Source organism: Arhodomonas sp. KWT (assembly GCF_010993615.1).
Window position 1 is genome coordinate 1 of the sequence record NZ_WNXE01000007.1, and the last position, 26975, is coordinate 26975.

General features: G+C 69.3%; 25 protein-coding genes. 16 read left to right on the forward strand and 9 right to left on the reverse strand.

Annotated features, from left to right (window positions below):
• From G7A99_RS02850 to G7A99_RS02875, 6 genes are all read right to left on the reverse strand, one after another.
• A partial coding sequence (locus G7A99_RS02850) for an OB-fold nucleic acid binding domain-containing protein (protein WP_371807592.1) occupies positions 1-470 on the reverse strand: 470 nt, incomplete at its 3' end.
• A 6-nt stretch (positions 471-476) separates the two neighbouring features.
• Complete coding sequence (locus tag G7A99_RS02855; protein ID WP_018718678.1) at positions 477-863, reverse strand: RidA family protein; 387 nt, start codon at positions 861-863, stop codon at positions 477-479.
• A gap of 95 nt (positions 864-958) precedes the next feature.
• Positions 959-3127, reverse strand: coding sequence for a bifunctional GTP diphosphokinase/guanosine-3',5'-bis pyrophosphate 3'-pyrophosphohydrolase (gene spoT, locus G7A99_RS02860; RefSeq protein ID WP_018718677.1), 2169 nt, complete (start codon positions 3125-3127; stop codon positions 959-961).
• Between the two features lie 15 nt (positions 3128-3142).
• Complete coding sequence (rpoZ, locus tag G7A99_RS02865) at positions 3143-3424, reverse strand: DNA-directed RNA polymerase subunit omega (RefSeq protein WP_018718676.1); 282 nt, start codon at positions 3422-3424, stop codon at positions 3143-3145.
• Positions 3425-3507: 83 nt separating this feature from the next.
• A complete protein-coding gene (gene gmk, locus G7A99_RS02870) occupies positions 3508-4128 on the reverse strand; it encodes a guanylate kinase (RefSeq protein ID WP_018718675.1) in 621 nt (206 codons plus the stop codon).
• 1 nt (position 4129) lies between these two features.
• Positions 4130-4984 (reverse strand): YicC/YloC family endoribonuclease, encoded by an 855-nt coding sequence (locus tag G7A99_RS02875; RefSeq protein WP_018718674.1) that lies wholly within the window; start codon positions 4982-4984, stop codon positions 4130-4132.
• A 140-nt stretch (positions 4985-5124) separates the two neighbouring features.
• Between G7A99_RS02875 and rph the strand changes: the two genes are divergently transcribed.
• The 4 genes from rph to G7A99_RS02895 are packed head-to-tail and all read left to right on the forward strand — an operon-like array spanning position 5125 to position 7818.
• On the forward strand, positions 5125-5844 hold the full coding sequence (rph, locus tag G7A99_RS02880) for a ribonuclease PH (RefSeq protein ID WP_018718673.1): 720 nt from the start codon (positions 5125-5127) through the stop codon (positions 5842-5844).
• Between the two features lie 26 nt (positions 5845-5870).
• Entirely contained in the window at positions 5871-6482 is a 612-nt protein-coding gene (rdgB, locus tag G7A99_RS02885; protein ID WP_018718672.1) for an RdgB/HAM1 family non-canonical purine NTP pyrophosphatase, read from the forward strand.
• Positions 6479-7624: a radical SAM family heme chaperone HemW gene (gene hemW, locus G7A99_RS02890; protein WP_163138802.1), complete on the forward strand. Its 1146-nt coding sequence runs from the start codon at positions 6479-6481 to the stop codon at positions 7622-7624. Before rdgB ends, hemW begins: the two co-directional genes overlap by 4 nt.
• The gene (locus tag G7A99_RS02895) at positions 7621-7818 is read left to right on the forward strand and encodes a CPXCG motif-containing cysteine-rich protein (protein WP_018718670.1); all 198 of its coding nucleotides are present in this window, start codon (positions 7621-7623) and stop codon (positions 7816-7818) included. The genes hemW and G7A99_RS02895 overlap by 4 nt, the downstream gene beginning before the upstream one ends.
• A gap of 11 nt (positions 7819-7829) precedes the next feature.
• Here G7A99_RS02895 and G7A99_RS02900 read toward each other — a convergent pair whose 3' ends face one another.
• Positions 7830-8207, reverse strand: coding sequence for a SirB2 family protein (locus tag G7A99_RS02900; RefSeq protein WP_018718669.1), 378 nt, complete (start codon positions 8205-8207; stop codon positions 7830-7832).
• A 319-nt stretch (positions 8208-8526) separates the two neighbouring features.
• On the opposite strand from G7A99_RS02900, the gene G7A99_RS02905 reads away from it, so the two are divergent.
• The 3 genes from G7A99_RS02905 (at position 8527) to G7A99_RS02915 (ending at position 10872) form a co-directional block, all read left to right on the forward strand.
• Entirely contained in the window at positions 8527-8862 is a 336-nt protein-coding gene (locus G7A99_RS02905; RefSeq protein WP_163138803.1) for a DUF3135 domain-containing protein, read from the forward strand.
• A 112-nt stretch (positions 8863-8974) separates the two neighbouring features.
• A complete protein-coding gene (locus G7A99_RS02910; protein ID WP_018718667.1) occupies positions 8975-9232 on the forward strand; it encodes a type B 50S ribosomal protein L31 in 258 nt (85 codons plus the stop codon).
• A 341-nt stretch (positions 9233-9573) separates the two neighbouring features.
• A complete protein-coding gene (locus G7A99_RS02915) occupies positions 9574-10872 on the forward strand; it encodes a citrate synthase (protein WP_163138804.1) in 1299 nt (432 codons plus the stop codon).
• Positions 10873-10950: 78 nt separating this feature from the next.
• On the opposite strand, the gene G7A99_RS02920 is transcribed toward G7A99_RS02915, so the two are convergent.
• A complete protein-coding gene (locus G7A99_RS02920; protein WP_163138805.1) occupies positions 10951-11577 on the reverse strand; it encodes a hypothetical protein in 627 nt (208 codons plus the stop codon).
• 7 nt (positions 11578-11584) lie between these two features.
• Positions 11585-14074, reverse strand: coding sequence for a penicillin-binding protein 1A (locus G7A99_RS02925; protein WP_163138806.1), 2490 nt, complete (start codon positions 14072-14074; stop codon positions 11585-11587).
• A 264-nt stretch (positions 14075-14338) separates the two neighbouring features.
• On the opposite strand from G7A99_RS02925, the gene G7A99_RS02930 reads away from it, so the two are divergent.
• From G7A99_RS02930 to gltB, 9 genes are all read left to right on the forward strand, one after another.
• Entirely contained in the window at positions 14339-15400 is a 1062-nt protein-coding gene (locus G7A99_RS02930) for a pilus assembly protein PilM (RefSeq protein ID WP_305792306.1), read from the forward strand.
• A gap of 2 nt (positions 15401-15402) precedes the next feature.
• A complete protein-coding gene (locus tag G7A99_RS02935; protein WP_163138807.1) occupies positions 15403-15981 on the forward strand; it encodes a PilN domain-containing protein in 579 nt (192 codons plus the stop codon).
• On the forward strand, positions 15978-16580 hold the full coding sequence (locus tag G7A99_RS02940; protein WP_163138808.1) for a type 4a pilus biogenesis protein PilO: 603 nt from the start codon (positions 15978-15980) through the stop codon (positions 16578-16580). The genes G7A99_RS02935 and G7A99_RS02940 overlap by 4 nt, the downstream gene beginning before the upstream one ends.
• Complete coding sequence (locus tag G7A99_RS02945; protein ID WP_018718660.1) at positions 16577-17116, forward strand: pilus assembly protein PilP; 540 nt, start codon at positions 16577-16579, stop codon at positions 17114-17116. The genes G7A99_RS02940 and G7A99_RS02945 overlap by 4 nt, the downstream gene beginning before the upstream one ends.
• 22 nt (positions 17117-17138) lie before the next feature.
• The gene (gene pilQ / locus G7A99_RS02950) at positions 17139-19268 is read left to right on the forward strand and encodes a type IV pilus secretin PilQ (protein ID WP_018718659.1); all 2130 of its coding nucleotides are present in this window, start codon (positions 17139-17141) and stop codon (positions 19266-19268) included.
• Positions 19269-19391: 123 nt separating this feature from the next.
• Positions 19392-19916: a shikimate kinase AroK gene (gene aroK / locus G7A99_RS02955; RefSeq protein WP_018718658.1), complete on the forward strand. Its 525-nt coding sequence runs from the start codon at positions 19392-19394 to the stop codon at positions 19914-19916.
• Complete coding sequence (gene aroB, locus G7A99_RS02960; RefSeq protein WP_026321148.1) at positions 19913-21013, forward strand: 3-dehydroquinate synthase; 1101 nt, start codon at positions 19913-19915, stop codon at positions 21011-21013. The genes aroK and aroB overlap by 4 nt, the downstream gene beginning before the upstream one ends.
• Before the next feature lie 43 nt (positions 21014-21056).
• Positions 21057-22220, forward strand: coding sequence for a deoxyguanosinetriphosphate triphosphohydrolase (locus G7A99_RS02965; RefSeq protein ID WP_018718656.1), 1164 nt, complete (start codon positions 21057-21059; stop codon positions 22218-22220).
• A gap of 277 nt (positions 22221-22497) precedes the next feature.
• On the forward strand, positions 22498-26964 hold the full coding sequence (gltB, locus tag G7A99_RS02970) for a glutamate synthase large subunit (protein ID WP_163138809.1): 4467 nt from the start codon (positions 22498-22500) through the stop codon (positions 26962-26964).
• The last annotated feature ends 11 nt before the right edge of the window (positions 26965-26975 follow it).

Genomic DNA, 26975 nt, shown 5'->3' on the forward strand with positions numbered 1-26975 from the left:
CCCTCCGTGGTCGGGTAGACGGGGGTGAGACCGTCATCCACCGGCGCCGGGGCGTCGCCGGTGATCACCTCCCATTCCGGATGGACCATCTGCAGCATGCCCGCCCCGGGACGGCCCTCGCCGAAGGCGCGCACGCGGGTGCCCGGCTGAAGCCGGCGCTGCTGCGCGGCATGGAAGTGGAAGAAGACCAGCTCGGCGGCACCGGTGCCGTCCTCCACCCGGCAGACCAGGCGCCGGCGACGGCCGGGCACCACGGCGGCATGGGCTACCCGGGCCTCGATCAGGCCGGTACGCCCCGGACGCAGCTCGCCCAGGGGCACCACCCGGGTGCGGTCCTCGTAGCGCAGCGGGAGATGGAAGAGCAGGTCACCAACGCGGTGCAGCCCCAGCCGGGCGAGGCGCTCGGCCAGCCGGGGCCCCACCCGCGGCAGGTCGGTGACCGGCCGCTCCAGCGGGCCTGTCACGGCCATGCGCGTTCAGCCGGCGAGGCTCAGGATCCCCTCCATCTCCACCTGCGCGCCCTTGGGCAGCGCGGCGACGCCGATCGCCGCCCGTGCCGGATACGGCTCGGCGAAGTAGGCCATCATCTGATCGTTCACGGTGGCGAAGTTGGCGAGGTCGGTGAGGTAGATATTGAGCTTGGCGATATCCGCGAGGTCACCGCCGGCGGCGCGGCAGACCGCGCGCAGGTTCTCGAACACCTGCCGGGCCTGGGTCTCGAAGCCGCCCTCGACCAGGGTCATGGACTCGGGATCGAGGGGGATCTGGCCGGAGAGGTAGACGGTGTCGCCGATACGCACGGCCTGGGAATACGGGCCGATGGCGGCCGGGGCGTCGTCGGTATGGATGATCTCGCGGGACATCGGGTCACTCCGTTGGTTCGGGATAGTGGGCACGGCAACGCGCCACGGGCAAGCAAGCATAGCCAGCGTGGGGCCGCCGGCTCAAACACCGCGGCTCACCCGCGGCGGCGGCTGATGCGCAGCACCGAGTTGAGCCCGCGCAGCCGGCGCATGATCCGGGCGAGGTGGACACGATCACGCACGGAGATGGTCACGCGGATGGTGGCGATCATCCCCTCCTTCTCCTCCTGGTCCACGGCCTCGATGTTGGAGTCCAGCTCGGAGACGGTGGCGGCGACACTCGCCAGCACGCCGCGCTTGTTGACCACGTCCACCGCGAGGGTGACCGGGAACTCGCCCCCCACCGACTCGTCCCACTGCACATCCAGCCACTTCTCCGGGTGGTTACGGTAGTCGCGGATGTTGTTGCAGTCGCGGTGATGGATCACCACGCCGCGGCCGGCGCTGACGAAGCCGACGATGGGATCGCCGGGGATCGGCCGGCAGCAGCGCGCGAAGGTAACCACGGCACCCTCGGTGCCACGCACCGTGAACGAGCCGCTGCCCGGGCGCTGGCGCTCGCCGGCGTCCTCGGTGTTCAGGCCGGAGAGACGCTGGGCCACCAGCCAGGGCATGCGCTGGCCGAGGCCCACGTCGCGCAGCACGGTCTCCAGGTCGGGCGCGCCGAGCGAGGCCAGTGCGGCATTGACCCGCTCCTCGCCCAGGTCCTCCAGCTCGATCTCGAAGGCCTGCAGGGCCTGGCTCACCAGGCGCCGCCCGAGGCTGACGGCCTCGGCGCCGCGCAGGCGCTTGAGGCTGTGACGGATGGCGGTACGCGCCTTGGCCGTGACCACGAAGTCCAGCCACGCGGGGTTCGGCCGTGCCACCGGGGCGGTGATCACCTCCACGGTCTGACCGGTCTCCAGCGGCGTGCGCAGCGGTGTCAGGCGGTGGTCCACCATGGCCGCGATGCAGGCGTCGCCGATGTCGGAGTGCACGCCGTAGGCGAAGTCCACCACGGTCGCCCCGCGGGGCAGCTCCATGATGTCTCCGGAGGGCGTGAACACGTAGATCTCGTCCGGCAGCAGGTCGATCTTGACGTTCTCGATGAACTCCAGCGAGTTGCCCGCCGCGCGCTGCATCTCCAGCAGCCCCCGTACCCACTCGCGGGCCCGGGCGTGCGCCACGTGGCTCGCCTGCTCCGCCTCCTTGTAGAGCCAGTGCGCGGCGATGCCGGCCTCGGCTACCTTGTCCATCTCCTCGGTGCGGATCTGCACCTCGATGCGCATGCGCCGGGGGCCGAGCAGCGTCGTGTGCAGGGACTGGTAGCCATTCGCCTTGGGGATGGCGATGTAGTCCTTGATGCGCCCGGGCAAGGGCTTGTAGAGCTGGTGGAGCACGCCGAGCACGCGGTAGCAGGTGTCCACGTCGCCGACGATCAGGCGGAAGCCGTAGACGTCGAAGACGTCGTGGAAGCTCGCGTGCTTGTGGCGCATCTTCTGGTAGATGCTCCACAGGTGCTTCTCGCGGCCCTCGACCCGGCCCTCGATGCCCGCCTCGGCGAGGCGCTCCTCCAGGGTCTCCCGGACCTTGGAGATGACCTCGCGGCGGTTGCCCCGCTGGCGCCGGACCTTCTCCTTGAGCACCCGGTAGCGCATGGGATAGAGCGCGGCGAAGCCGAGCTCGTCGAGCTCGACGCGCAGGGTGTTGATACCCAGGCGCTGGGCGATCGGGGCATAGATCTCGAGGGTCTCGCGGGCGATACGCCAGCGCTTGTGCGGCGGCATCACCCAGATCGTGCGCATGTTGTGGAGCCGGTCGGCGAGCTTGATGAGGATGACCCGGATGTCCTGGGACATCGCGAGCACCATCTTGCGGAAGTTCTCCGCCTGGGCCTCGGCCTTGCTCTTGAAGTTGATCTGGGTGAGCTTCGAGACGCCGTCCACCAGCTCGGCGACCTCCTCGCCGAAGCGCTCGGCGAGCTCCGCCTTGGCGGTGGGCGTGTCCTCGATCACGTCGTGGAGGATCGCCGCCACCAGGCTCTCGGTGTCGAGCCGCATCCCCGCGAGGATCTTGGCGACATCCAGCGGATGGGTGATGTAGGGCTCGCCGGAGAGCCGGCGCTGGCCGCGATGGGCCTCCGCGCCGAAGCGGTACGCCTCGTAGACGAGGTTGATCTGCGCCGGCGAGAGGTAGGACTCCAGCGTCGCGCACAGATCGGCAGCACGCGCGGCGGGATCAACGGCCGCGACGCTCCGCTCGACCACCGCCTCGCCGCTGCTCATGGACGCACTCCCCGGTTACTCGCCGGGCGGCTGCTGCTCGATCTCGCCGGCACGCTGCTCGATCTCGGCCTCGGCGGACTCCACGGCGGCCTCGGCCTCCTGGGCGTCCAGCATCTGCGCATTCACGCGTGCCTCGGCAATCTCACGCAGGGCGACAACGCTGGGCTTGTCGTTCTCCCAGTCGACGAACGGCTGGCGGCCCCGCTCGAGCTGACGCGCCCGGCGGGTGGCGAGCAGGACGAGATCGAAACGGTTCTCGACGTGCTCGAGGCAGTCTTCAACGGTCACACGCGCCATTCAGCGCACCTCCAACGTTAACCGGTCAATCAATATATTACGAAACGATTCTAGCCCCCGGACGGGGCCGGCAGAAAGCCCTTTCATCCCCCGTCGGGCAGCAGCGTCGCGATCGCCTCCGCATGCCGGACGCGCTGACGCGACAGCCGCAGGCGCGCAGCGCGCACGATCGCGGCAAGGTCCGCGAGGGCGTGATCGAAGACCTCGTTGATCACGAGGTAGTCGAACTCGTGGTAGTGGGCCATCTCGGCCTCCGCGGCCCGCATGCGCGAGGCGATGACCTCGTCACTGTCCTGGCCGCGGCCACGCAGGCGCCGCTCGAGCTCCCGGCGCGAGGGCGGCAGCACGAAGATGGAGACCGTCCCCGGCATCAGCGTGCGGACCTGGCGGGCCCCCTGCCAGTCGATCTCCAGGATGACGTCGCGCCCCGCGGCGAGCTCCCGCTCCACCGCGGTACGGGTGGTCCCGTAGCGGTTGCCGAACACCTCCGCATGCTCCAGGAACTCCCCGTCCGCGACCAGCGCCGCGAAGTCCTCCTCGCCGACGAAGTGGTAATCCTCGCCGTCGGTCTCGCCCTCGCGGCGCGGCCGGGTCGTGTGGGAGACGGACACGGCGATCGCCGGGTCGTCGTCACGCAACGCCCGGACCAGGCTCGTCTTGCCGCCACCCGAGGGCGCGGCGATGATGAACAGCGTTCCGCTCATGCTACTCGATGTTCTGCACCTGCTCGCGCATCTGCTCGATGAGCACCTTCATGTCCACCGCCGCGCGCGTGGTCTCGGCATCGCCGGACTTCGACGACAGGGTGTTGGCCTCGCGGTTGAGCTCCTGCATCAGGAAGTCCAGACGCCGCCCCACCGGGTCGTCACGCTCAAGCACCGAGCGAACCTCGCTGACGTGGGCATCCAGGCGCTCGAGCTCCTCGTCGACATCCATGCGCTGGGCGATGTAGACGAGCTCCTGCTCCAGCCGGCCCGGGTCGGCGTTTCCGGCGATGTCGTCCAGCCGCCGCTGCAGGCGCTCGCGCACCTCCTGGTTGACCGCCTCGCGGCGGCCGCGCACGACGCGCGCCAGCTCGGCGACGCCGGCGGCACGCTCGGCGATCACCGCGGAGAGCCGTTCACCCTCACCCTCGCGCACCCGCACGAGCTCGTCCAGCGCGTCATCGAGGAGCGCCAGCGCCGCGGCCGCCACGGGCTCCAGGTCCCGCTCGGTCTCGGCGACCACGCCCGGCATGCCGAGCACCTCCAGCGGCGAGACCGGCGCCGGCTCCGAGAGCCGCTCGGCGATACGCTCGCAGGCCACGACCACCTGCTCGGTGTAGCCCCAGTCGATCGCGAGCTCGCCACCGCCGCCCTTGGGCGGACGGTAGCGCAGGGTCGCCTCCACCTTGCCGCGCGACAGCCGCGCGGCGACGCGCTCGCGCAGCGCGCCCTCGAGGAAACGCAGGTCCTCCGGCAGGCGTGGCGAGATATCGAGATACCGGTGATTGACGGTACGCAGCTCCCAGGTGAGGCTGCCCCATTCACCCTCCGCATCCCGTCGCGCGAAGGCGGTCATGCTCCGTATCATCGCCCGCTGCCCCACTGACCGTTAAACGATCAATGGTACCCCTTACGCCCCCGGGAAAAAACCGCTGCGGGAGCCGGGTGTGTTAGGCTCTGCCACCCTTCAAATCAACCCGACCCAAGGGGATGACCATGCAGCGACCGAGTCGCCGCCAGCCCGACGAAGGGCGCACGGTGCGCTTCACCCGCAACTTCACCCGCCATGCCGAGGGCTCCGTGCTGGTGGAGTTCGGCGACACCCGCGTGCTCTGCACCGCCTCGGTCGAGGAGCGCATCCCGCCGTGGCTGCGCGGCAGCGGCAAGGGCTGGGTCACCGCCGAGTACGGCATGCTGCCCCGCGCCACCGGCACCCGCAACGACCGCGAGGCCGCCCGCGGGCGCCAGCAGGGCCGCACCATCGAGATCCAGCGGCTGATCGGCCGTGCCCTGCGCGCCAGCGTCGACCTGGAGGCCCTGGGCGAGCGCCGGGTGGTGATCGACTGCGACGTCATCCAGGCCGACGGCGGCACCCGCACCGCGGCCATCACCGGCGGCTACGTCGCCCTGGCGGACGCCATGCGCGGGCTCGCCCGCAGCGGCCGCGTGCGGCGCAACCCGCTCGTCGGCCAGGTGGCGGCGGTATCGGTGGGCATCTACCGTGGCGAGCCGGTGCTGGACCTGGACTACGCCGAGGACTCCGACGCCGAGACGGACATGAACGTGGTCATGAACGAGGCCGGCGGGCTGATCGAGATCCAGGGCACCGCTGAGGGCCACGCCTTCCGTCGCGACGAGCTCGATGCCATGCTCGCCCTGGCGGAGAAGGGCATTGCGGCGCTCATCGACGGCCAGCGCGAGGCCCTCGCCGAGTAACGGGACCCACGGGAGCCGCACGGACCATGAGCGACGACACCCTGCTGGTGCTGGCCAGCAACAACCCGGGCAAGGCCCGCGAGATCGAAGCGCTGCTCGCCCCGGTGGGCGTGCGTCTGGTGCCGCAGTCGTTCTACTACGTCCCCGAGGCCGAGGAGACCGGGCTCACCTTCGTCGAGAACGCGATCATCAAGGCGCGCAATGCCTGCGCCCACACCGGGCGGCCGGCGATCGCCGACGACTCCGGCCTCGAGGTGGACGGGCTCGACGGCGCCCCCGGCGTGCGCTCGGCCCGCTTCGCCGGCGAGGACGCCGACGACGCGGCCAACAACCAGCGCCTGCTCGACGAGCTCTGCGACCTCCCGGAGGCCGCGCGCCGCGCGCGCTTCCGCTGCGTGGTCGTGTGCATGCGCCACGCCGGGGACCCGACCCCGCTGATCTGCGAGGGCAGCTGGGAGGGCCGGATCCTGGAGACCCCGCGGGGCGAGGCCGGCTTCGGCTACGACCCGCTGTTCTTCGTCCCGGAACTCGGCGCCACCGCCGCCGAGCTCGAGGCATCGGCAAAGAACCGCCACAGCCATCGCGCCCGCGCCCTGGCGGCGCTGCGCGAACGCCTGGGCGCGTACCTCGGGCAATGACGCCACCACCCCTCGGGCTCTACGTCCACCTACCCTGGTGCGTGCGCAAGTGCCCGTACTGCGACTTCAACTCCCACCCCCTGCACGGCACGCTGCCGGTGGACGACTACCTGGCGGCGCTGCTGCGGGACGCCGACGAGGAGGCGGTCGCCGCCGGCGGCCGGCGCGTGGAGACCGTGTTCATCGGCGGCGGCACGCCAAGCCTGTTCCCGCCGGAGGCCATCGGCCGGCTGCTCGCCGGCCTCGGCGAGCGCCTGGCGCTGAGCCCGACGGCGGAGATCACCCTGGAGGCGAACCCCGGTACCGCCGAGACCGGCCGCTTCGCCGCCTACCGGGAGGCCGGCGTGACCCGTGTCTCCCTCGGCGTACAGAGCCTCGACGCCGCCCAGCTGCACACGCTCGGGCGCATCCACGGGCCGGACGAGGCGCGCGCCGCCGCCCGCGAGCTTGCCGCCGCGGGGCTCGCCAGCCACAACCTCGACCTCATGTACGCCCTGCCGGGGCAGACGCCGGAGACGGCCGAGGCGGACGCCCGGGCACTGATCGCGCTGGACGCCCCGCACCTGTCCTGCTATCAGCTCACCCTGGAGCCCGGCACCGCGTTCGCCGCGCGCCCGCCGGCGTTGCCGGACGAGGACGCGGCCTTCGACATCCAGGAGCGCGTCCACGCGCGCCTGCGCGAGGCGGGCTACCGGCGCTACGAGGTGTCCGCGTGGTCCCGGCCGGGGCACGAGTGCCGGCACAACCTCAACTACTGGCGCTTCGGTGACTACCTCGCCATCGGCGCCGGCGCCCACGGCAAGCTCACCCTAGCCGACGGCACGATCCGGCGCTACCAGCGCCATCACATGCCGCGCCAGTACATGAGCGCGCCCACGCGGGGCCCGGCCACCTGGCGCGACCTCAACGACGACGAGCGGGTGCTGGAGCTGATGATGAACGCCATGCGCCTGCCGGACGGGATCGCTGCCGGCAGCGCCTGCGAGCGCGCGGGAATGCCGCTGTCGGCGTTCGAGTCCGGACGCGGACGCGCCGTCGCCCTCGGGCTGATGGCGGACGACCCCGATACGCTCCGCCCCACGGAGCGCGGACAGCTGTTCCTCAACGACCTGCTCGCCTGCTTCCTGCCGGAGCCCTCATGACCGCGATGACCGAGGAGATCACCATCGAGTGCCCCTACTGCGGCGAGCCCGTGACCACCCTGGTGGACTGGTCGGCGGGCGCCCAGACCTACATCGAGGACTGCCAGGTGTGCTGCCGCCCCATCGAGTTCCGGCTCGCGCTCACCCCGGACGGCCAGCCCGAACGCGTGGACGTCGCCCGCGACGACGACTGAGCCGGCGGCCGTCAGAATGGCCAGGGCGAGCGTGTCAGCGCCGTGTGCACGATGTAGGCGAAGACCACCAGCGCACCCGCAAACGCCGTCAGCCGGACGCCGAAGGTCCGCCCGCGCTTGAGTGCGATCGTCCCGAGGGCGATGTAGGCCAACAGCCCCACGATCTTCGCCGTGATCCACGCATGGGGCACCATCGGGTAGCTGTACACGGAGATCGCCAGCCACAGCGCGCTGATCAGCAGCACCGTATCGTTGACGTGGGGCAGGATGCGCACCCAGCGGCGCTGCAGCATCGTTGAACCCGCGATCATCCAGCCCCCGCGCAGCAGGAACAGCGCGAGCGTGATCGCTACGGTGGTGAGATGGATGTGCTTGACCGCCATGTACATCGTCGGCAACTCCCGTGCGTGAGGCCCCGCGTAAAGGCCGGCCAGTATGCCAATCCTGCGGCGCCGCGCCCAGCCACCGCTGGGGCGGGCCGTCCCGGCCGTCCGTCACCCCCGCCCGGGCCGCCGCCCTTGCCCTGTCGCCCCGCTGCTATCTTTTGGGATACGTCTTCCCGGCGGCCCGGTCATGCGTCAGCCGATGGGGCGGGACGCGAGTCGCGCGGCGCAGCCGGGCGACATGCGCGGTGAGTAACGCCGCAGCATCGGCGCCCACATCGGCCCGAAGGGAGCGCTGAGAGGATCATAAGGGGAGGGCTCCGGAATGGGCGGCGAGCGCTTCGATTTCGACGAATGGGCCGAGCTGGCCCGCAGCCGGCCGGAGGCCTTCGAGCACCGCCGGCGGGCGGCCCTGGAGGCGGCCATAATGGCACTACCGGGCCGGCGCACCGTGCGGCTGCGGCGCCTCCAGTGGCGCATCGACCGCGAGCGCGAGCGCGCAGCCAACCCCGTGGACGCCTGCGTGCGTCTGCACCGGATGATGTGGCGCAGCTTTGCCGGCCCCGGCGGACTCACGGAACGGCTCAACGCCCTGGCAGGCGAACCGGCGCCCCCACGGCCGCCGGGCCGGATACTCCCCTTCCCCTCCCGCCGGCGCTGACCGCCGCACGGTGGTTGTCCCCGAGTGACGGATGGACTACCATCGCGCGTTTCCATCGGCTCGCAACCCCCGGGTCGCAGTCCGGGGCCACGCGCAAGATCAAGGTGACGGCATGAAGAAGGACATCCATCCCGAGTACCGCGAAGTGGTCTTCCAGGACCCGTCCGCGGATTTCGCGTTCAAGACCCGCTCCACGGTCCGGACCGAGGAGACGATCACCTGGGAGGACGGCCAGGAGTATCCGCTGGTCCGCGTCGAGGTCTCCAGCAAGAGCCATCCGTTCTTCACCGGCAAGCAGCGCGTGCTCTCCAGCGGCGGCCGGGTGGACCAGTTCCGCAAGCGCTACGGAAACATGGCCAAGGGCAAGTAAGCCGGCCCTCCGGATCCCGGAGAGAAAGGGGTGCCACCAGGGTGGCGCCCCTTTTTTTCGTACCCGCCCCGCGATCATCACCTAATCTGGCGGTTAAGCTTCCCGCTTATTGGGATTATTGATAGTATCTCCGCGGCCCTGTCCTGACGGCCCGCCGCTGCCCTCATCCCTCAGCCCCACGGGAGCCGGCCGGCGCCGGTCGTTGAGCCTCGTCGACGCGCCCCCGGGCGAAGTCGTCACCACATGCGGGACACCGGCGTCCAGCGCCGGCGCGGGCGACGCCGCGTTTCACGCGGAGCGAGCCGCAGCACCGGGCGCCGTACCAATCAGGAGTGCTATCCATGTCCGAGAAGACCGTCACGCTGACCGACAACAGCACGGGAGAGAAGGTGGATTTCCCCGTGCGTGAGGGGACCCATGGTCCGGACGTGATCGACATCAAGGCGCTGTATCAGCAGACCAGCCGGTTCACCTACGACCCCGGCTTCACCTCCACGGCCAGCTGCCGCAGCGACATCACCTTCATCGACGGCGACAAGGGGACACTGCTCTACCGCGGCTACCCGATCGACCAGCTCGCCGAGCAGAGCTCGTTCCTAGAGGTCTCCTACCTGCTGCTCAACGGGGAGCTGCCGCGCCAGGGCGAGCTCGAGGGATTCTCCGAGTCCATCACCCGGCACACGATGGTCAACGAGAGCCTGAAGAACTTCTTCAACGGCTTTCACTACAACGCCCACCCGATGGCGATGCTCACCGGCGTGGTCGGCTCCCTGTCGGCGTTCTACCACGACACCATCGACATCAATGACCCGGAGAACCGCACCCTGTGCGCCCACCGGATCATCGCCAAGATGCCGACCATCGCCGCGGCGGCGTTCAAGCACATGATGGGCGAGCCCTTCGTCTATCCGCAGAACCACCTCTCCTATACGGGCAACCTGCTGAACATGCTCTTTGCCCGGCCCACCGAGGACTACGAGATCAACCCGGTGGCGGAGAAGGCCCTGGACCAGCTGCTCATCCTCCACGCGGACCACGAGCAGAACGCCAGCACCTCCACGGTTCGGCTCGCCGGCAGCACCGGCACCAATCCCTTTGCCGCCATCGCCTCCGGCTGCGCGGCCCTGTGGGGACCCGCCCACGGCGGCGCCAACGAGGCGGTGCTGAACATGCTCGAGGAGATCGGCGACGTGAAGAACGTGCCGAAGTTCATCGAGAAGGCCAAGGACAAGGACGACCCGTTCCGCCTCATGGGCTTCGGCCACCGGGTCTACAAGAACCACGACCCGCGCGCCACCGTGATCCGCAAGGCCTGCCACGACGTGCTCGCGGAGCTCGGCATGGGCGGCGACCCGCAGCTCGAGCTCGCGATGAAGCTCGAGGAGATCGCGCTGGCCGACGACTACTTCGTCGAGCGCAAGCTCTATCCCAACGTGGACTTCTACTCGGGGATCATCTACCGCGCGCTGGGCATCCCCACGGAGTTCTTCACGGTGCTCTTCGCCCTGGGCCGGACCCCGGGCTGGATCGCGCAGTGGATGGAGATGGTCGCCGATCCGGAGCAGCGTATCGGCCGCCCGCGCCAGCTCTACACCGGTGCGGCGAAACGCGACTACGTGCCGCTGCACCGGCGCACCTGAGCGCCGGCCACGTCCAGGACGACCGTCCGAGAGGCCCGGCACCGCCGGGCCTCTCTCTTTTGGGCGCCCCGCTCCCGGCTACAGCGCCTCCGGCTCCGGCGGGTCCGCGAGCAGGCGCTCGAGCTCGGCGACACCGGCCCGGCGCATCGCCTGGCCGTCTACGTGGCTGTTCGGGGCCTGGCGCAGCCCGCGGCGGTCGAACAGGGTCAGATCGAAGCGCGCATCCCCCGCGGCGAAACGGTAGACCGGCTGGAAGACGTAGCTCTCGCCGAAACGGAAACGCCGCTCGTCGATGTCGAAGGGGATGTCGTTCTCGACCAGGAAGAGCACCAGCTCCTCCGGCGTGTCCGCGAACACGTGCAGGTGCACGTCGGAGAACTCGCCGGCCGTACCGTCAAGCACCCCGCCCACCAGCCGCGGCTCAAAACGGGCGAAAAAGCGCATCGCCTCCAGCGCCGCCTCGCGCAGCGTACGCAGGCGATTGCGCTGGGCCGCGCCGCCGAACAGCCGCTGGTAGTCCTCCACCGCCGCCTGTATCTCGCGGTTCTGCGGCAGGTTACGGGTATCCGGCGCACCCAGCCGTTCAGCGGCCTTGCGCTTGGCGAGCTGGAAATCCTTGACCCCCTGCTCGACCATGATGCGGGCCGCCTCCTGGGTCAGGCGCTCGCGCATGCGTTCGGCGCGGGTAGCCTGTCGTTTCACCATGGCGTACTCAGAACAGTGTCTTGCCACCGCCAGAACCGCTCGACGAGCCGTCCGCGGTGCTACCGTAGCCACCACCGGCATTCGGCGGCTCGCGGTCCGGCACGTTGCCCTCACGGAAATACTCGGTCATCGATTCCGAGCCCTCCCGGGCGACCAGCCCGCTCTCCGGGTTGATGCCGACACTGACGATCCCCGGGGGTTGCGAAAGGGTGGAGGACGGCTCGCCCTCCAGGGCCGCCCCCATGTAGTCGATCCACATCGGCAGCGCTGCCCGGGCACCGGTCTCCGCGCGGCCAAGCGGCCGGGACTCGTCGAAGCCCACCCATGAGGTGGTCACGAGGGAATGATTGAAGCCGGAGAACCAGGCGTCGACCTGATCGTTGGTGGTGCCGGTCTTGCCGGAGAGGTCGTCGCGATCCAGCACCAGGGCTCCACGGCCGGTGCCTTGACGGATCACGTCCTGCATCATGCTGGTTATCAGCCAGGCGTTGTCGGCGGGCAGCACCCGCGGTGCCGGCAGGATGCTCTGCGTTCGCTCGGGTAGCGGCATCACGTCCGCCAGCGCCGTCTGCATCATGCCCTGGTCGGCGGCGGAGCGCGCCGCCCCCTCGGCGGTCACGGCATGACCGCTGGGGCAGCCGTCGTCGCAGACGCGCAGCCGGACCGGCTCGTAGACCACCTCGCCGACATCGTTCTCCACGCGGTCGATGAGGTAAGGGTCCACCAGGTAGCCGCCGTTGGAGAACACGGTATACGCGCGCGCGAGCTGCATCGGGGTGAGGCTCGCGGTGCCCAGCGCGAGTGACAGATTGTGGGGCAGCGCCTCCGGGTCGAGGCCGAAACGCGCGAGATGCGCCAGCGCCGGGCCGATACCCACCCGGCGCAGGACACGGATGGAGACCAGGTTGCGCGAATGGATCAGCGCCTGGCGCAGGCGCGTCGGCCCGTAAAACTTCTGGCTGTAATTCTCCGGACGCCAGGTCGACTCGAGTGACGGGTCATGGAAGACGACCGGCGCATCGTTGACCAGCGTCGCCGGCGTGAAGCCGTTTGCCAGGGCGGCGGAATAGATCAGCGGCTTGAACGCGGACCCGGGCTGACGCCTGGCCTGGAGGACACGGTTAAACTTGGACAGCCCGAAATCGTAGCCGCCCACCAGCGCCTCCACCGCACCGTCCTCCGGGCGCAGCGAGACCAGCGCCCCCTGGGCCTCGGGCACCTGGGCGAGGCGGGGGCCTTCATCGGTATCGCGCACCCGGATGACGTCGCCGCGCTCAAGGACATCCCCCGGTCCGCCGGGCTTCTTACCCACGACCTGGCGGTTCACGAACGGCCGCGCCCAGGCCATCGCATCGAACGGGAGCTGCCACGCCTCCCCACGGTCGGCGGAGACCACGGTCACGGCATCCTCACCGATCCCTGTCACCACCGCGTTGGTCAGGGAGGCCACACCGGGATAGTTGTCATCCAGACGCTCGCGCAACGCCTCGGCGTCCGGGGACTCGCCGAGCTCCCAGTGTCCTGCCGGACCGCGCCAGCCGTGGCGCTCGTCGTAGCCGTGCAGCGCCTTGCGCAAGGCGCTCTGCGCGGCCCGCTGGCGATCGGCACTGATAGTGGTGTAAACCCGGTAGCCGCGGGTGTAGGCGGCCTCCTCGCCGAAACGCTGGACCAGCCGCCGGCGCACCGCCTCGGCCACGTAGGGCGCGGACACTTCGGGGCGCACGCGATGGACCTCGGCAGTGACCGGCGCCTGCCGTGCCTCGCGGTAGGCGCTGTCGTCGATCATGCCCTGCTCGTGCATCCGGCGCAGGACGTAGTTGCGCCGCTCCACCGCGCGATCCGGGTTCGCCACCGGGTTCCAGGCCGACGGCGCCTTGGGCAGCCCGGCGATCATCGCCGTCTCCGCGAGCGTCAGCCCGGAGGGCTTGCGGCCGTAGTAGATCTGCGCGGCCGCGGCCGCCCCGTAGGCGCCCTCGCCCAGATAGATCTTGTTGAGATACAGCGCCATGATCTCCTCCTTCGGGAGGAGTCGGTCGATCTCCAGGGCGAGGAGGATCTCGCGGGCCTTGCGGATGTAGGTCTGCTCCGGCGAGAGGAAGAAGTTGCGCGCCACCTGCATCGTGATGGTGCTGCCGCCCGGCCCCTTCTCACCCGTGCGCACCAGGTGCCAGACCGCGCGCATGATGCCCTGGTAGTCCACGCCCGGATGCTCGAAGAAGCGCTGGTCCTCGGCGGCGATAAAGGCGTTGATCAGCTTCGGAGGGAACTCACCGTAACGCAACGGGATACGCCGCTGACTGCCGAACTCCCCGATCAGCGCCCCGTCCCGCGTGTACACGCGCAGGGGCTGCTGGAACTCCACCTCCCGCAGCCGCTCCACCGGCGGCAGATCGGGGGCGAGGAGATAATAGCCGACGGCGGCGGTGACCACACCGGCGAGCCCCAGCGCCGCGACCGAGGCGAGGGCGTACTTCAACACGCGCAACAGGGATCTCATAGACTATTGCCGTTCCGGGCCGTGGGGTTGAGTCTGCGCCTGAAGCAGGAGTATATCACCGCCTTCCGATACGCCGACGTGCGGGGTTACGCAGCCCGGCACAACTGAGTGACAACCCGCCAAAGCCGTGCCATGCTGCTCACGGATTGATCGATATCATCCGGTGTTCACAGCGTGACGTATTTATCTTGAACTCCGTGCGGGGCTGCGTTTGAATACAGACACAACAATTGTCTGTAAATGATAATGCAATAAGGAAAAATAGTGGCACTCTTCAGGAAGAAGTCTTCGCCACTGCTGGGGCTGGACATCAGCTCGTCCGCCATCAAGCTGATAGAGCTGAGTCGTCAGGGTAGGGGCTATCGCGTGGAGAGCTACGCGGTCGAGCCATTGCCGCAGAACGCAGTGGTCGAGAAGAACATCACCGATCTCGAGGCCGTGTCGCGGGCGATCAAGGGGGCCGTCAAGCGCTCGCGCACGAAGCTTCACGACGCCGCCGTGGCCGTGCCCGGCTCGTCGGCGATCAGCCGCATCCTCACCCTCCCGAAGAGCGCCAGCGACGAGGACATCGAGTCCCAGGTCAACCTGCAGGCGGAGCAGTACGTCCCCTACCCCCTCGAGGAAGTGGACCTGGATTTCGAGGTCCTCGGCCCGGCCCGTCAGGGCGGCGACGACGAGATCGAGGTCCTGCTGGTCGCCTCCCGCAGCGAGAACGTCGAGATCCGTGTCGACGCCCTCGAATCCGCCGGCATCAAGCCCAAGGTGGTCGACGTCGAGAGCTTCGCGGTCGAGCGCGCCTGCGAGCCCATCATCCAGTCCCTCGAGGGCGAGGGCGAGCAGACCATCGCGGTCATGGACATCGGCGCGACCATGTCCACCCTCACCGTCCTCGAGGGCGAACGCATCACCTACACGCGGGACCAGGTCTTCGGCGGGCGGCAGCTCACCGAGGAGATCATGCGCCGCTTCGACATGAGCTATGCCGAGGCCGGACGTGCCAAGCGCCAGGGCGGACTCGGCGACGAATACGAGCACGAGGTACTGGCGCCGTTCCGCGAGGCCATGGTCCAGCAGATCACCCGTTCGCTGCAGTTCTTCTACGGCGCCGGCCAGCAGGGCAGCGTCGATCACGTCCTGCTCGCCGGCGGCTGCGCGAGCATCCCCGGCGTGGCCGAGGAGGCGGAACGGGAGGTAGGCATCCCCGTCCACGTCGCCAACCCGTTCGCGAGCATGTCGGCCGCCTCACGGGTCGGCAAGGATGCACTGACCGAGGACGCGCCGGCACTGCTTATCGCCTGCGGGCTGGCGATGCGGAGCTTCGACTGACCATGAGTACCCGGATAAACCTCCTACCCTGGCGGGAAGCCGCGCGCAAGCGCCGCCAGCAACGCTTCTACGGCATGCTCGGTGCGGCAGTGGTGGTCGGCGCCCTGGTCTGGGGCGGCGTACACATGTACTTCGCCGGCCGCATCGACTACCAGCAGGAGCGCAACGACCTGCTGCGTACCGAGATATCCCGGCTCGACCAGCGGATCGCCAAGATCCGCAAGCTCGAGGAGACAAAGCAGCGGCTGATCTCGCGCATGGAGGTCATCCAGAAGCTCCAGCACGGGCGCCCGCAGATCGTGCACCTGTTCGAGCAGTGGTCGGAGACCCTCCCGGACGGCCTCTACCTCGACAAGCTCGTTGAAAAGGACGACAGCATCACCATCGACGGCCTCGCCGAATCCAACGCCCGGGTCTCCAGCTACATGGAGAACCTCAATGGCTCACCCTGGATGACCGACCCGGACCTGACGGTCATCGAGGTCGAGGAACGTAACGGCCGCCGGGTCAGCGATTTCACCCTCAAGGTCCGTGAGACCGCCGCCGACAACAAGGCCGACGGTGAGGGGGACGCCGGATGAGTCTGGAACAGTACCGCAACCTGGACCTCAACAACCCCGGCGGCTGGCCCCTGGGGGCGAAGCTCGTCTCACTGGTGCTCGTCGTCGCCGTCATCGCCGGCGCCGGCTGGTACTTCGACTGGCAGGACCAGCGCGACGAGCTCGCCCAGGTCCGCTCCAAGGAGCAGGACCTGCGACAGGAATTCGAGAAGAAACAGGAACGCGCGGCCAACCTCGAGGCCTACGAGAAACAGCTCGCCCAGATGCGCGAGTCCTTCGGCGCCATGCTCAGCCAGCTCCCCAGCCGTGCCGAGGTCGCACGGCTGCTGGTGGACATTTCCGAGACCGGGCTGAGCGCCGGACTGGCGTTCGAGCTGTTCAAGCCGCAGTCGTCCATCAAGCGGGAATTCTATGCCGAGCTTCCCGTCAGCATCCGGGTGCGGGGCACCTATCACGAGTTCGCGCAGTTCATCAGCGGCGTGGCCAACCTGCCGCGCATCGTGACCCTGCACGATGTCTCGATCAATTCCGACAGCGGCGACAAGAGCGATGACGGCGAGCTCGTCATGAACCTGACCGCGCGCACCTACTGGTACCTCGACACGGAGGGCGGGGGATGAGCATTCACCGGTGGCCGGGACTGCGCGTCGCCGTCATCGCAACGGTTGCCGGCCTGGCGCTGGCCGGCTGCAACGAGGACATGAGCGGGCTGCGCGAGTACGTCGCCAAGGTCAAGGCGCGGCCGGGCGGGGACATCGAGCCGATCCCCCACATGGAGCCGTTCGAGGGCTACACCTACCCGGATCAGCCTCTGCGCAACCCATTCCGCGCACTGTCGTTCGCGCAGCCGGAGGTCGACCAGGGCGGCTCCAACGCCGGGCCGAAGCCGGACCCGACACGCCCGCGCGAGGCGCTCGAGGGCTTTCCGCTGGACGCGCTCGCCTATGTGGGCACGCTCTCGCGGAACAACGAGCTCTGGGCCCTCGTCCAGGCGCCGGACGGCACCATCCACAGGGTGCAGATCGGCAACTACATGGGGCAGAACTATGGCCGCATAACGGCCATCACGCCCACGGCGATCGAGCTTCGCGAGCTCGTGCAGAAGGCCAACGGCGACTGGGAGAGGCGCCAGTCGGAACTGGCACTCAAGGACTGATTTCTCGGGAGCTGAGACCGAAATGAGACAAGAACGGACCAACCTCACGCCCGCCTCGCGCCAGCGCACGGCGGCCGGCCTTCTCGGCGCCCTCATCATCGCCGTGGTGCTCGCGCTCCTGCCCGTCGGTACGGCGCTCGCCGCCAGCCTCACCAGCATGGACTACGCCACCCTCTCGGGCGACCGCGTGCGCGTCACATTCACCTTCGACGGCACGGCGCCCGAGCCGCGCAGCTTCCGCACGGTGGATCCGGCCCGCGTCGCCCTGGACTTCGAGGGCACTACCAACACCTCCGGCAAGCGCCGTCTGGACATCGGTGTTGGCGCTGTCGAGGACGTAGCGACCGCCAAGGGCGGCAACCGCCTGCGCGCGGTGATCGGCCTCACCCGCATGGTGCCCTACGACATCACCCGATCCGGCAACACGGTGCGCGTGCTGCTCGCCGCCCCGGGCGCCAGGACGGCGTCCAACGACTCCGGCGACGGTACCGCCGGCACCGCGGGCACTTCGACGAATGCGCCGACCGGCGCCCGGATTACCAAGGTGGACTTCACCCGCGGAGAGGAAGGCGCCGGGCGGGTACAGATCAGTCTCAGCGACCCCGGCATCCCGGTGGACGTGGAGCGCCAGGGCAACTCCGTCATCGCCGACTTCATGGGCGCCGCCAGTCCCGACCGGCTGCACCGGCGGCTCGATGTCACCGACTTCGCCACACCGGTCAGCACTATCGAGACGCGCCAGCACGGGGACGGCACCCGTGTGACCATCGCGGCCGGCCAGGAGTTCGAGCAGGTCGCCTACCAGGCCGACGGGGTGTTCACCATCGAGGTCCGCCCCTTCACCCCGGAGGAGCAGGACGGCAAGCGCAAGGAGAAAGAGTACACCGGCGAGAAGCTCTCGCTGAACTTCCAGGACATCGAGGTCCGCTCCGTACTCCAGCTCCTCGCGGATTTCACGGGCCTCAACATGGTCGTCAGCGACAGCGTCAGCGGCAGCATCACCCTGCGCCTGCAGGACGTACCGTGGGATCAGGCCCTGGACATCATCCTCCGCGCCAAGGGGCTCGACATGCGCCGCACCGGCAACGTCGTGTGGGTCGCCCCGGCGGCGGAGATCGCCGAGCGCCAGCGCCTGATCGCCGAGGCCCAGCGCCAGCAGGAAGAGCTCGCGCCGCTGCGCTCCGAGTTCATCCAGGTGAACTATGCCAAGGCCACGCAGCTCGCCTCGCTGATCCGCGGCTCCGAGGGCCAGTCACTGCTCTCCGAGCGCGGCAGCGTCACCATTGACGAGCGCACCAACACCCTGATCGTTCAGGACACCGCGGCGAACATCAGCGATATCCGCCGGATGGTCAACCGGCTCGACATCCCGGTACGCCAGGTCCTGATCGAGTCCCGCGTGGTCATCGCCGAGGAGAGCTTCTCCCACGAGCTCGGCGTCCAGTTCGGCCTGTCCAAGCGCACGAGCGACCTCACCGGCGACGGCGGCCTCATCGTCGGCGGCACCCAGGGCAACGGTTACGAGACAGGCACCCCGACCGGCTTCACCGTCGACGACAGCGAAGGCCTGATGGTCGATCTGCCGGCGGCGGACGCGACGTCCTCGCTGGGCCTCGCCGTCGGCAAGCTCGGCAGCTACCTCCTGCAGCTCGAGCTCTCCGCCATGGAAAGCGAGGGCCGCGGCCAGATCATCTCCTCGCCGAAGGTGATCACGGCCAACCAGAAGGAGGCCTACATCAAGCAGGGTGAGGAAATCCCCTACCAGGAGTCCACGTCCAGCGGCGCCACCAACGTCGAGTTCAAGGAGGCGGTGCTCGGGCTGACGGTGACCCCGCAGATCACCCCGGACGACCGGGTCCTGCTGGACCTCGAGGTCTCCAAGGACAGCCGCGGCGACACCACCGAGGAAGGCCCAGCCATCGACACCCAGGCCGTGGGCACCCAGGTCCTGGTCGACAACGGGGAGACCGTCGTGCTCGGTGGTGTCTACGAGCGCACCAAGCGCAACGACGTCGAGCGGGTGCCGTTCTTCGGCGAGCTGCCGGTCATCGGCAACCTCTTCCGCTCCCGCACGCGCGTGGATGACAACCGCGAGCTGCTCATCTTCGTGACCCCGCGGATCCTGGACGAAGCCGTCAACGTCAAGCGCTGATATCCGGTGCCGCCGCCGCGAAAGCGGTGGCGGCACCCGGCGGCCGGTTAGTATAGTCCGTGACTGAAAGCGGCGAGGCAGCCGCCCCGCCTGTCCGCTCAACCACGGCGTTACCACCTGTCCATGCGCAAGAGTTCCGCTTCCGTTTTCCTGATCGGCCCGATGGGGGCCGGCAAGAGCACCATCGGCCGGCGCCTCGCGCGCCGGCTCGGTTTTGATTTCATTGACTGCGACGCCGCCCTCGAGGAGCGTACCGGGGTCGACATCCCGCGCATCTTCGACATCGAGGGGGAGGCCGGCTTCCGCACCCGGGAGTCGCGGCTGCTCGACGAGCTGACCCAGCGTCACGGCACCGTTCTGGCCACCGGCGGTGGCGCGGTGCTCGACGCCTCGAACCGGCGGCTGCTCGGCGGCCGAGGGCGGGTGGTCTACCTGCGCATCGGGCTCGCCACGCAGCTCGCCCGTGTACACGACAGCGACCGTCCGCTACTACGCACCGAAGACCCCAAAGCCCGCCTGGAGGCGCTCATGGCGGAACGCGCGCCGCTCTACGAGGGCCTCGCGGACGTGGTGGTGGACACGGACCAGGGCAGTGTGGATGCTGTGGTCGAGGGCATCGTGCAACAACTCGAAAGGATCGCGCCGTGACCGCAACGCCCCGAACCGTTCACGTGGATCTCGCCGAGCGCGGCTATCCCATCACCATTGGTCACGGCCTGCTCGGCGGCGAGGCGTTCACCCGGCAGCTGCGCGGCGATCAGGTCCTCATTGTGACCAACGAGACCGTGGCCCCGCTGTACCTCCAGGCCGTGCGCACCGCGCTGTACGACCGCCACGTGGAAACGCTGGTGCTGCCGGACGGAGAGGCGTACAAGACCCTCGCCACCCTGGAACGGGTCTACGACGCCCTGGTCGCCGCACGCTTCGACCGCAGCGCCACCCTGCTCGCCCTAGGCGGCGGCGTGATCGGCGACCTCACCGGCTTCGCCGCGGCCACCTACCAGCGCGGTGTCGACTTCATCCAGGTACCGACGACCCTGCTCGCCATGGTGGATTCCTCCGTGGGCGGAAAGACGGCTGTGAACCACCCGGAAGGCAAGAACATGATCGGCGCCTTCCACCAGCCGCGGCTGGTGCTCGCCGATACCGCCACCCTCGAGAGCCTGCCGGAACGCGAGTTCCGCGCCGGTCTGGCGGAGGTCATCAAGTACGGGGTAATCCAGGACTACGCCTTCTTCCAGTGGCTGCAGCGCCACCTCGACGAGGTTCTCGCCCGCGATCCGGAGGCCCTCGCCCACGTCATCGAGCAATCCTGCCGCGACAAGGCACGCGTGGTCGCCGCGGACGAGCGCGAGACGGGACAGCGTGCGCTGCTCAATCTCGGCCACACATTCGGCCATGCCATCGAGACCGTCACCGGCTATACCGACTGGCTCCACGGCGAGGCGGTGGCCGCGGGGATATGCATGGCGGCCTGGATGTCCGTTCGCGAGGGCCGCATGGCGCGCACCGCATTCCAGCGCATCCACGACCTCATCGCGGCCGCCGGCCTGCCGACCCGTCCCCCGGCGGTCGACGCCGGGCGCTTCCGCGGGTGCATGGAGATCGACAAGAAGGCCCGAGGCGGACGGCTGCGCCTGGTCCTGCTCGAGGGTATCGGCAACGCCATGGTGACCGGCGGATTCGACGACGCCGCCCTGGAGGCGACCCTCGCCGAATACCTCGAGGCCCCCGGGGCGGAATGAACCGCGAGGTCCCGCCCATGCACCGCCCGCCGAGCCCCCTGCCGTGACCCGCCCCGACGCGCACGACGGCCTCGCCCCCTGGGCGGTGCGCACGAGCCGCGGCCGGCGCCACCCGGAGCCGGCACCGGAGTGGCGCAGCGAGTACCAGCGCGACCGCGACCGGATCATCCACGCCGGCGCGTTCCGGCGCCTGGAGTACAAGACCCAGGTCTTCCTGAACCACGAGGGCGACCTCTTCCGCACCCGGCTCACCCATTCCCTGGAGGTCAACCAGGTCGCCCGCACGATGGCCCGGGCCCTGGGCCTGAACGAGGACCTCGTCGAGGCCATCGCCCTCGCCCACGACCTCGGCCACACCCCCTTCGGCCACGCCGGCCAGGAGGCGCTCAACCGCTGCATGCGCGACCACGGCGGCTTCGAGCACAACCTCCAGTCCCTGCGGGTGGTCGACAGCCTGGAGCAGCGTTACGCGGAATTCGACGGTCTCAACCTCACCTTCGAGACCCGCGAGGGCGTGCTCAAGCGCTGCGCGCGCCGCCACGCCGAGCGCCTGGGCGACGTGGGCCAACGCTTCCTCGACGGCACCCACCCCAGCCTGGAGGCGCAGCTCACCAACCTCGCCGACGAGATTGCCTACAACAGCCACGACGTCGACGACGGCCTTCGCGCCGGCCTGCTCGAACTCGACGCGCTTATCGAGGTGCCGCTGGTGGGAGAGATCCTCACCCACGTGCGCGAGAGTCACCCGGGCCTGGACGCACGGCGTACGATCTACCAGACCGTACGCCACCTCATCAGCCATCAGGTCGACGACCTGATCACCACCACCCGCACCCGGGTCGAGGCCGCCGCCCCCGTCGACGCCGACGCCGTGCGCACCGCGGAAGCCCCCCTCGCGGCATTCAGCCCGGAGATGGCCGAGGCCCACCGCGGGCTCAAACACTTCCTCTTCCACAACCTCTACCGCCACTACCGCGTCCACCGCATGACCACGAAGGCCCAGCGGGTGATCGAGGAGCTCTTCACCCTCCTGCATGGCGACCCCCAGCTGCTCCCGCCCCAGGCCCACGAGAGCGCACGCACTCTCGAACAGCGCCTCGGCGAGCGGGGACGCGCCCGGGCCGTGGCCGACTACATCGCCGGCATGACCGACCGTTTCGCCATCGCCGAGCACGAGCGGCTGCACGACCCCCGCCGCCTCGCCTGAGCCCGTCCCGGCGCCGTGCAACCCGGCTTGCCTCTTTACGAACACGCCCCGCAGCGGGTATTCTGCCCAGCCATTTGCCCAAAAAAATGGGCACCGGCGTCCGGCCACCGCACCCCGTGACGACCGCCCTTCGGGGCGGCAAGAACGCGGCGGCCCACGGGCGCCGGCAAAGCGTCAAACGGGGGGTGCGCCCGCCCCACCGAGCCCGCCAGAAGAACGGCAAAGACAGCTCACCCGGCGAGCGCCCCCACGGCCCAACACGCAGAGGCTATCTCCCGTGAACCATCACGACTTCAAGAAGGCGACGCTGTATCGCCCGGAATTCGAGAAGGACAACTGCGGCTTCGGCCTGATCGCCCACATGGACGGCGAGGCCAGCCACTGGCTGATCGAGACCGCCATCGGCGCGCTCACCCGCCTCACCCACCGCGGCGCCGTCGCCGCCGACGGCAAGACCGGAGACGGCTGCGGCCTGCTGATGAAGCTCCCACAGACGTTCCTGCGCACCGTCGCCGACGAGGCCGGCATCGAGCTCGCCGAGCGCTTCGCCGCCGGCTGTGTCTTTCTCTCCCGCGAGGACGAAGGCCGCGCCCGCGCCGCGCGCGACGCCCTGGCCGCCGCCATCGCGGAGCACGATCTGGCACTGGCGGGCTGGCGTGAGGTCCCCATCGATCCCGAGGCCTGCGGCGAGCAGGCACTCGCCTCTATGCCCCACATCGAGCAGGTCTTCGTGAACGCGCCGGCGGATATCGACGAACTCGAGTTCGAGCGGCGTCTGTTCTTCGCCCGCCGCGCCGCCGAGAAGGCCCTGGACGACGACCCGGAGTTCTATCTGCCGAGCCTTTCCGGTCGCGTGCTCTCCTACAAGGGTCTGGTGATGCCGGAATACCTGCCGGCGTTCTACCGCGACCTCCAGGATGAGCGCATGACCAGCGCCATGGTGGTGTTCCACCAGCGCTTCTCGACCAACACGCTGCCCCAGTGGCGGCTCGCCCAGCCCTTCCGCTACCTCGCACATAACGGCGAGATCAACACCATCAAGGGCAACCGCAACTGGGCCATGGCGCGGGCATACAAGTTCGAGACCCCGCTGCTGCCCGACATCGAGGCGATCCAGCCGCTGGTGAATCTGGAAGGCTCGGACTCCTCCAGCCTCGACAACATGCTCGACGTACTCATCACCGGCGGCATGGACATCTTCCGCGCCATGCGGCTGCTGATGCCGCCGGCGTGGCAGAACGTCGACACCATGGACGCCGACCTGCGCGCGTTCTACGAGTACCACTCCCAGCACATCGAGCCCTGGGACGGTCCCGCGGGCATCGTGCTCACCGACGGCCGCCATGCCGCCTGCGCGCTCGACCGCAACGGCCTGCGCCCGGCGCGCTGGGTGGTCACCCGCGACCGCCACATCACCCTGGCCTCCGAGGTCGGGGTATGGGACTACGCCCCCGAGGACGTGGTCTCCAAGGGCCGGCTCAAGCCGGGCGAGATGCTCGCCGCCGACACCGGGACCGGCGAGCTGCTGCTGCCCGCCGACATCGACGAGCGGCTGAAGAACCGCCAGCCCTACAAGCGCTGGCTCCAGCAGCACGCGCGCAACCTCAAGTCCCGGCTCAACGGCCACGGCGAGCGCCGCGGTCTGGCCCCGGACCAGCTCGGCGCCTACCAGAAGCAGTTCGGCGTGACCTTCGAGGAACGTGACCAGGTCCTGCGCGTGCTCGCCCAGGGCGGCCAGGAGGCCGTCGGCTCGATGGGCGACGACACGCCCATGCCGGTGCTCTCGAAGCAGGTCCGGCCGCTCTACGACAGCTTCCGCCAGCAGTTCGCCCAGGTCACCAACCCGGCGATCGACCCGCTGCGCGAGCAGATCGTGATGTCGCTGGAGACCTGCTTCGGCCGCGAGAAGAACCTCTTCGAGGAGTCCGAGGCCCACGCCCGGCGGCTGGTCGTCGACTCGCCGGTGCTCTCCGACGAGAAGTTCGAGGCCCTGCTCGCCGAGACCGGCGAGGAGTACCGCCACGGCATCATCGACCTCAGCCACGACCGCGAAGGCGGGCTCGCGGAGGCACTGGACGCCATCTGCGAGCGCGCCGAGTCGCTGGTGCGCGATGGCCACACCATCCTCGTGCTCTCCGACCGTGGCCTCGACGAGAATCGCATCCCGGTCCACGCGCTGCTCGCCACGGGCGCCGTCCACCACCACCTGGTGCACCGCGGCCTGCGCTGCGACGCCAACCTGGTGGTCGCCACCGGCACCGCCCGCAACTCCCACGAGTGCGCGGTGCTCATCGGCTACGGCGCCACGGCGGTCTATCCGTTCATGGCCTACGAGGTCATCCAGGAGATGAACCGCAGCGGCCAGCTCAAGGGCTCGCCCCTGCCGGAGCTGCTGCGCAACTACCGCAAGGGCGTCAACAAGGGGCTCTACAAGATCCTCTCCAAGATGGGGATCTCCACCATCACCAGCTACCGTGGCGCCCAGCTCTTCGAGATCGTCGGCTTCGCGGACGAGGTGGTCGAGCGCTGCTTCCCCGGCACCGTCAGCCGGGTGCAGGGCGCGGGCTTCGCGGACCTGGAGGGCGACCAGCGCGACCTCCATGCCCGGGCCTGGCGGCGCAGCCTGCCGCTGGATCAGGGCGGGCTGCTGAAGTTCGTCCACGGCGGCGAGTACCACGCCTTCAACCCGGACGTGGTGCGCACCCTTCAGGAGGCGGTCTACACCGGCGAGTACGCGCGTTACCGCGAGTTCTCCGAGACGGTGAACCGCCGCCCGGTCGCGACGTTCCGCGACATGTTCCGGCTCAGGGACGACACCCGGGCCATCCCGGTGGAGCAGGTCGAGCCGCTCACCGAGATCCTCAAGCGCTTCGACTCCGCGGGCATGTCCCTCGGTGCGCTCTCGCCCGAGGCCCACGAGGCCCTGGCGATCGCCATGAACCGCCTGGGCGGGCGCTCCAACTCCGGCGAGGGCGGCGAGGACCCGGCCCGTTTCGGCACCGAGCGCATGTCCAAGATCAAGCAGGTGGCCTCGGGCCGCTTCGGCGTGACCCCGCACTACCTGGTCAACGCCGAGGTGCTGCAGATCAAGGTCGCCCAGGGCGCCAAGCCCGGCGAGGGCGGCCAGCTGCCCGGGCACAAGGTCAACGAAATGATCGCCCGGCTGCGCTACTCCAAGCCCGGCGTGGCGCTGATCTCGCCGCCGCCGCACCACGACATCTACTCCATCGAGGACCTGGCGCAGCTCATCTTCGATCTCAAGCAGGTCAACCCGCAGGCACTGGTCTCGGTGAAGCTCGTCGCCGAGCCGGGCGTGGGCACGGTGGCGGCAGGCGTCGCCAAGGCATACGCTGACCTCATCACCATCGCCGGCTACGACGGCGGCACCGGCGCGAGCCCGCTCACCTCGGTGAAGTACGCGGGCACGCCCTGGGAGCTCGGGCTGACCGAGACCCACCAGACCCTTCGGGCCAACGACCTGCGCGACAAGGTCCGGCTGCAGACCGACGGCGGTCTGAAGACCGGCCTGGACGTGATCAAGGCGGCCATCCTCGGCGCCGAGAGCTTCGGCTTCGGCACCGCACCGATGGTGGCCATGGGCTGCAAGTACCTGCGCATCTGCCACCTCAACAACTGCCCCACGGGGGTGGCGACCCAGCAGAAGGTCCTGCGGCTCAAGCACTTCGTGGGCACCCCGGAGCGCATCGCCAACTACTTCACCTTCGTGGCGATGGAGGTGCGCGAGCGCCTCGCCGCCCTCGGCGTACACTCGCTCCAGGAACTCATCGGCCGGCTGGACCTGCTCGAGCAACGTGAGCCCGAGACCGCCCGCCAGGCCCGGCTCGACCTCTCGCCGATCCTCTCCGACGGCGGCCTCGGCGACGACAAGCCCCAGTACTGCCTCGAGCCGCACAACGAGCCCTTCGACAAGGGCGAGCTCGCCGAGCAGATGGTGCGCGACACCCTGCCCGCCATCGAGGCCAAGTCCGGCGGCGAGTTCGAGTACACGGTGCGCAACAACAACCGCTCCATCGGCGCGCGCCTGTCCGGCGAGATCGCCCGGCGCTACGGCAACCTCGGCATGGCCGAGCAGCCCATCGTCCTGCGGCTCACCGGCACCGCCGGCCAGAGCTTCGGGGTGTGGAACGCCGCGGGTCTGCACATGCACCTCGCCGGCGACGCCAACGACTACGTGGGCAAGGGCATGGCCGGGGGCAAACTGGTCATCCACCCGCCGCAGGGCAGCACCTTCGCCAGCCAGGAGACCGCCATCGTCGGCAATACCTGCCTGTACGGCGCCACCGGCGGCAAGCTCTTCGCCGCCGGCACCGCCGGCGAGCGCTTCGCGGTGCGCAACTCCGGCGCCCACGCGGTGGTCGAGGGCATCGGCGATCACGGCTGCGAGTACATGACCGGCGGCGTGGTCTGCGTGCTCGGCACCACCGGCCTGAACTTCGGCGCAGGCATGACCGGCGGCTTCGCCTTCGTGCTGGATCTCGAGAACCGCTTCGTGGACCGCTACAACCACGAGCTCATCGACATCCACCGCATCCGCTCCGAGGCCATGGAGGCCCACCGCCACTACCTCCGCGACATGATCGAGGAGTACGTGGAGGAAACCGGCTCCGAGTGGGGCCGCGAGGTCCTCGACAACTTCCGCGATTACGTGGGGCGTTTCTGGCTGGTCAAGCCCAAGGCGGCGGACATCCACGAGGTGCTGGATACGCTGCGCCAGGCGGCCTGAGCGATCGACAA

Bases quoted from the DNA above. Each gene is read 5' to 3' on its own strand.
- G7A99_RS02855 (WP_018718678.1), bottom strand. From the start codon at position 863: ATGTCCCGCGAGATCATCCATACCGACGACGCCCCGGCCGCCATCGGC.
- spoT (WP_018718677.1), bottom strand. From the start codon at position 3,127: ATGAGCAGCGGCGAGGCGGTGGTCGAGCGGAGCGTCGCGGCCGTTGAT.
- rpoZ (WP_018718676.1), bottom strand. From the start codon at position 3,424: ATGGCGCGTGTGACCGTTGAAGACTGCCTCGAGCACGTCGAGAACCGT.
- gmk (WP_018718675.1), bottom strand. From the start codon at position 4,128: ATGAGCGGAACGCTGTTCATCATCGCCGCGCCCTCGGGTGGCGGCAAG.
- G7A99_RS02875 (WP_018718674.1), bottom strand. From the start codon at position 4,984: ATGACCGCCTTCGCGCGACGGGATGCGGAGGGTGAATGGGGCAGCCTC.
- rph (WP_018718673.1), top strand. From the start codon at position 5,125: ATGCAGCGACCGAGTCGCCGCCAGCCCGACGAAGGGCGCACGGTGCGC.
- rdgB (WP_018718672.1), top strand. From the start codon at position 5,871: ATGAGCGACGACACCCTGCTGGTGCTGGCCAGCAACAACCCGGGCAAG.
- hemW (WP_163138802.1), top strand. From the start codon at position 6,479: ATGACGCCACCACCCCTCGGGCTCTACGTCCACCTACCCTGGTGCGTG.
- G7A99_RS02895 (WP_018718670.1), top strand. From the start codon at position 7,621: ATGACCGCGATGACCGAGGAGATCACCATCGAGTGCCCCTACTGCGGC.
- G7A99_RS02900 (WP_018718669.1), bottom strand. From the start codon at position 8,207: ATGTACATGGCGGTCAAGCACATCCATCTCACCACCGTAGCGATCACG.
- G7A99_RS02905 (WP_163138803.1), top strand. From the start codon at position 8,527: ATGGGCGGCGAGCGCTTCGATTTCGACGAATGGGCCGAGCTGGCCCGC.
- G7A99_RS02910 (WP_018718667.1), top strand. From the start codon at position 8,975: ATGAAGAAGGACATCCATCCCGAGTACCGCGAAGTGGTCTTCCAGGAC.
- G7A99_RS02915 (WP_163138804.1), top strand. From the start codon at position 9,574: ATGTCCGAGAAGACCGTCACGCTGACCGACAACAGCACGGGAGAGAAG.
- G7A99_RS02920 (WP_163138805.1), bottom strand. From the start codon at position 11,577: ATGGTGAAACGACAGGCTACCCGCGCCGAACGCATGCGCGAGCGCCTG.
- G7A99_RS02925 (WP_163138806.1), bottom strand. From the start codon at position 14,074: ATGAGATCCCTGTTGCGCGTGTTGAAGTACGCCCTCGCCTCGGTCGCG.
- G7A99_RS02935 (WP_163138807.1), top strand. From the start codon at position 15,403: ATGAGTACCCGGATAAACCTCCTACCCTGGCGGGAAGCCGCGCGCAAG.
- G7A99_RS02940 (WP_163138808.1), top strand. From the start codon at position 15,978: ATGAGTCTGGAACAGTACCGCAACCTGGACCTCAACAACCCCGGCGGC.
- G7A99_RS02945 (WP_018718660.1), top strand. From the start codon at position 16,577: ATGAGCATTCACCGGTGGCCGGGACTGCGCGTCGCCGTCATCGCAACG.
- pilQ (WP_018718659.1), top strand. From the start codon at position 17,139: ATGAGACAAGAACGGACCAACCTCACGCCCGCCTCGCGCCAGCGCACG.
- aroK (WP_018718658.1), top strand. From the start codon at position 19,392: ATGCGCAAGAGTTCCGCTTCCGTTTTCCTGATCGGCCCGATGGGGGCC.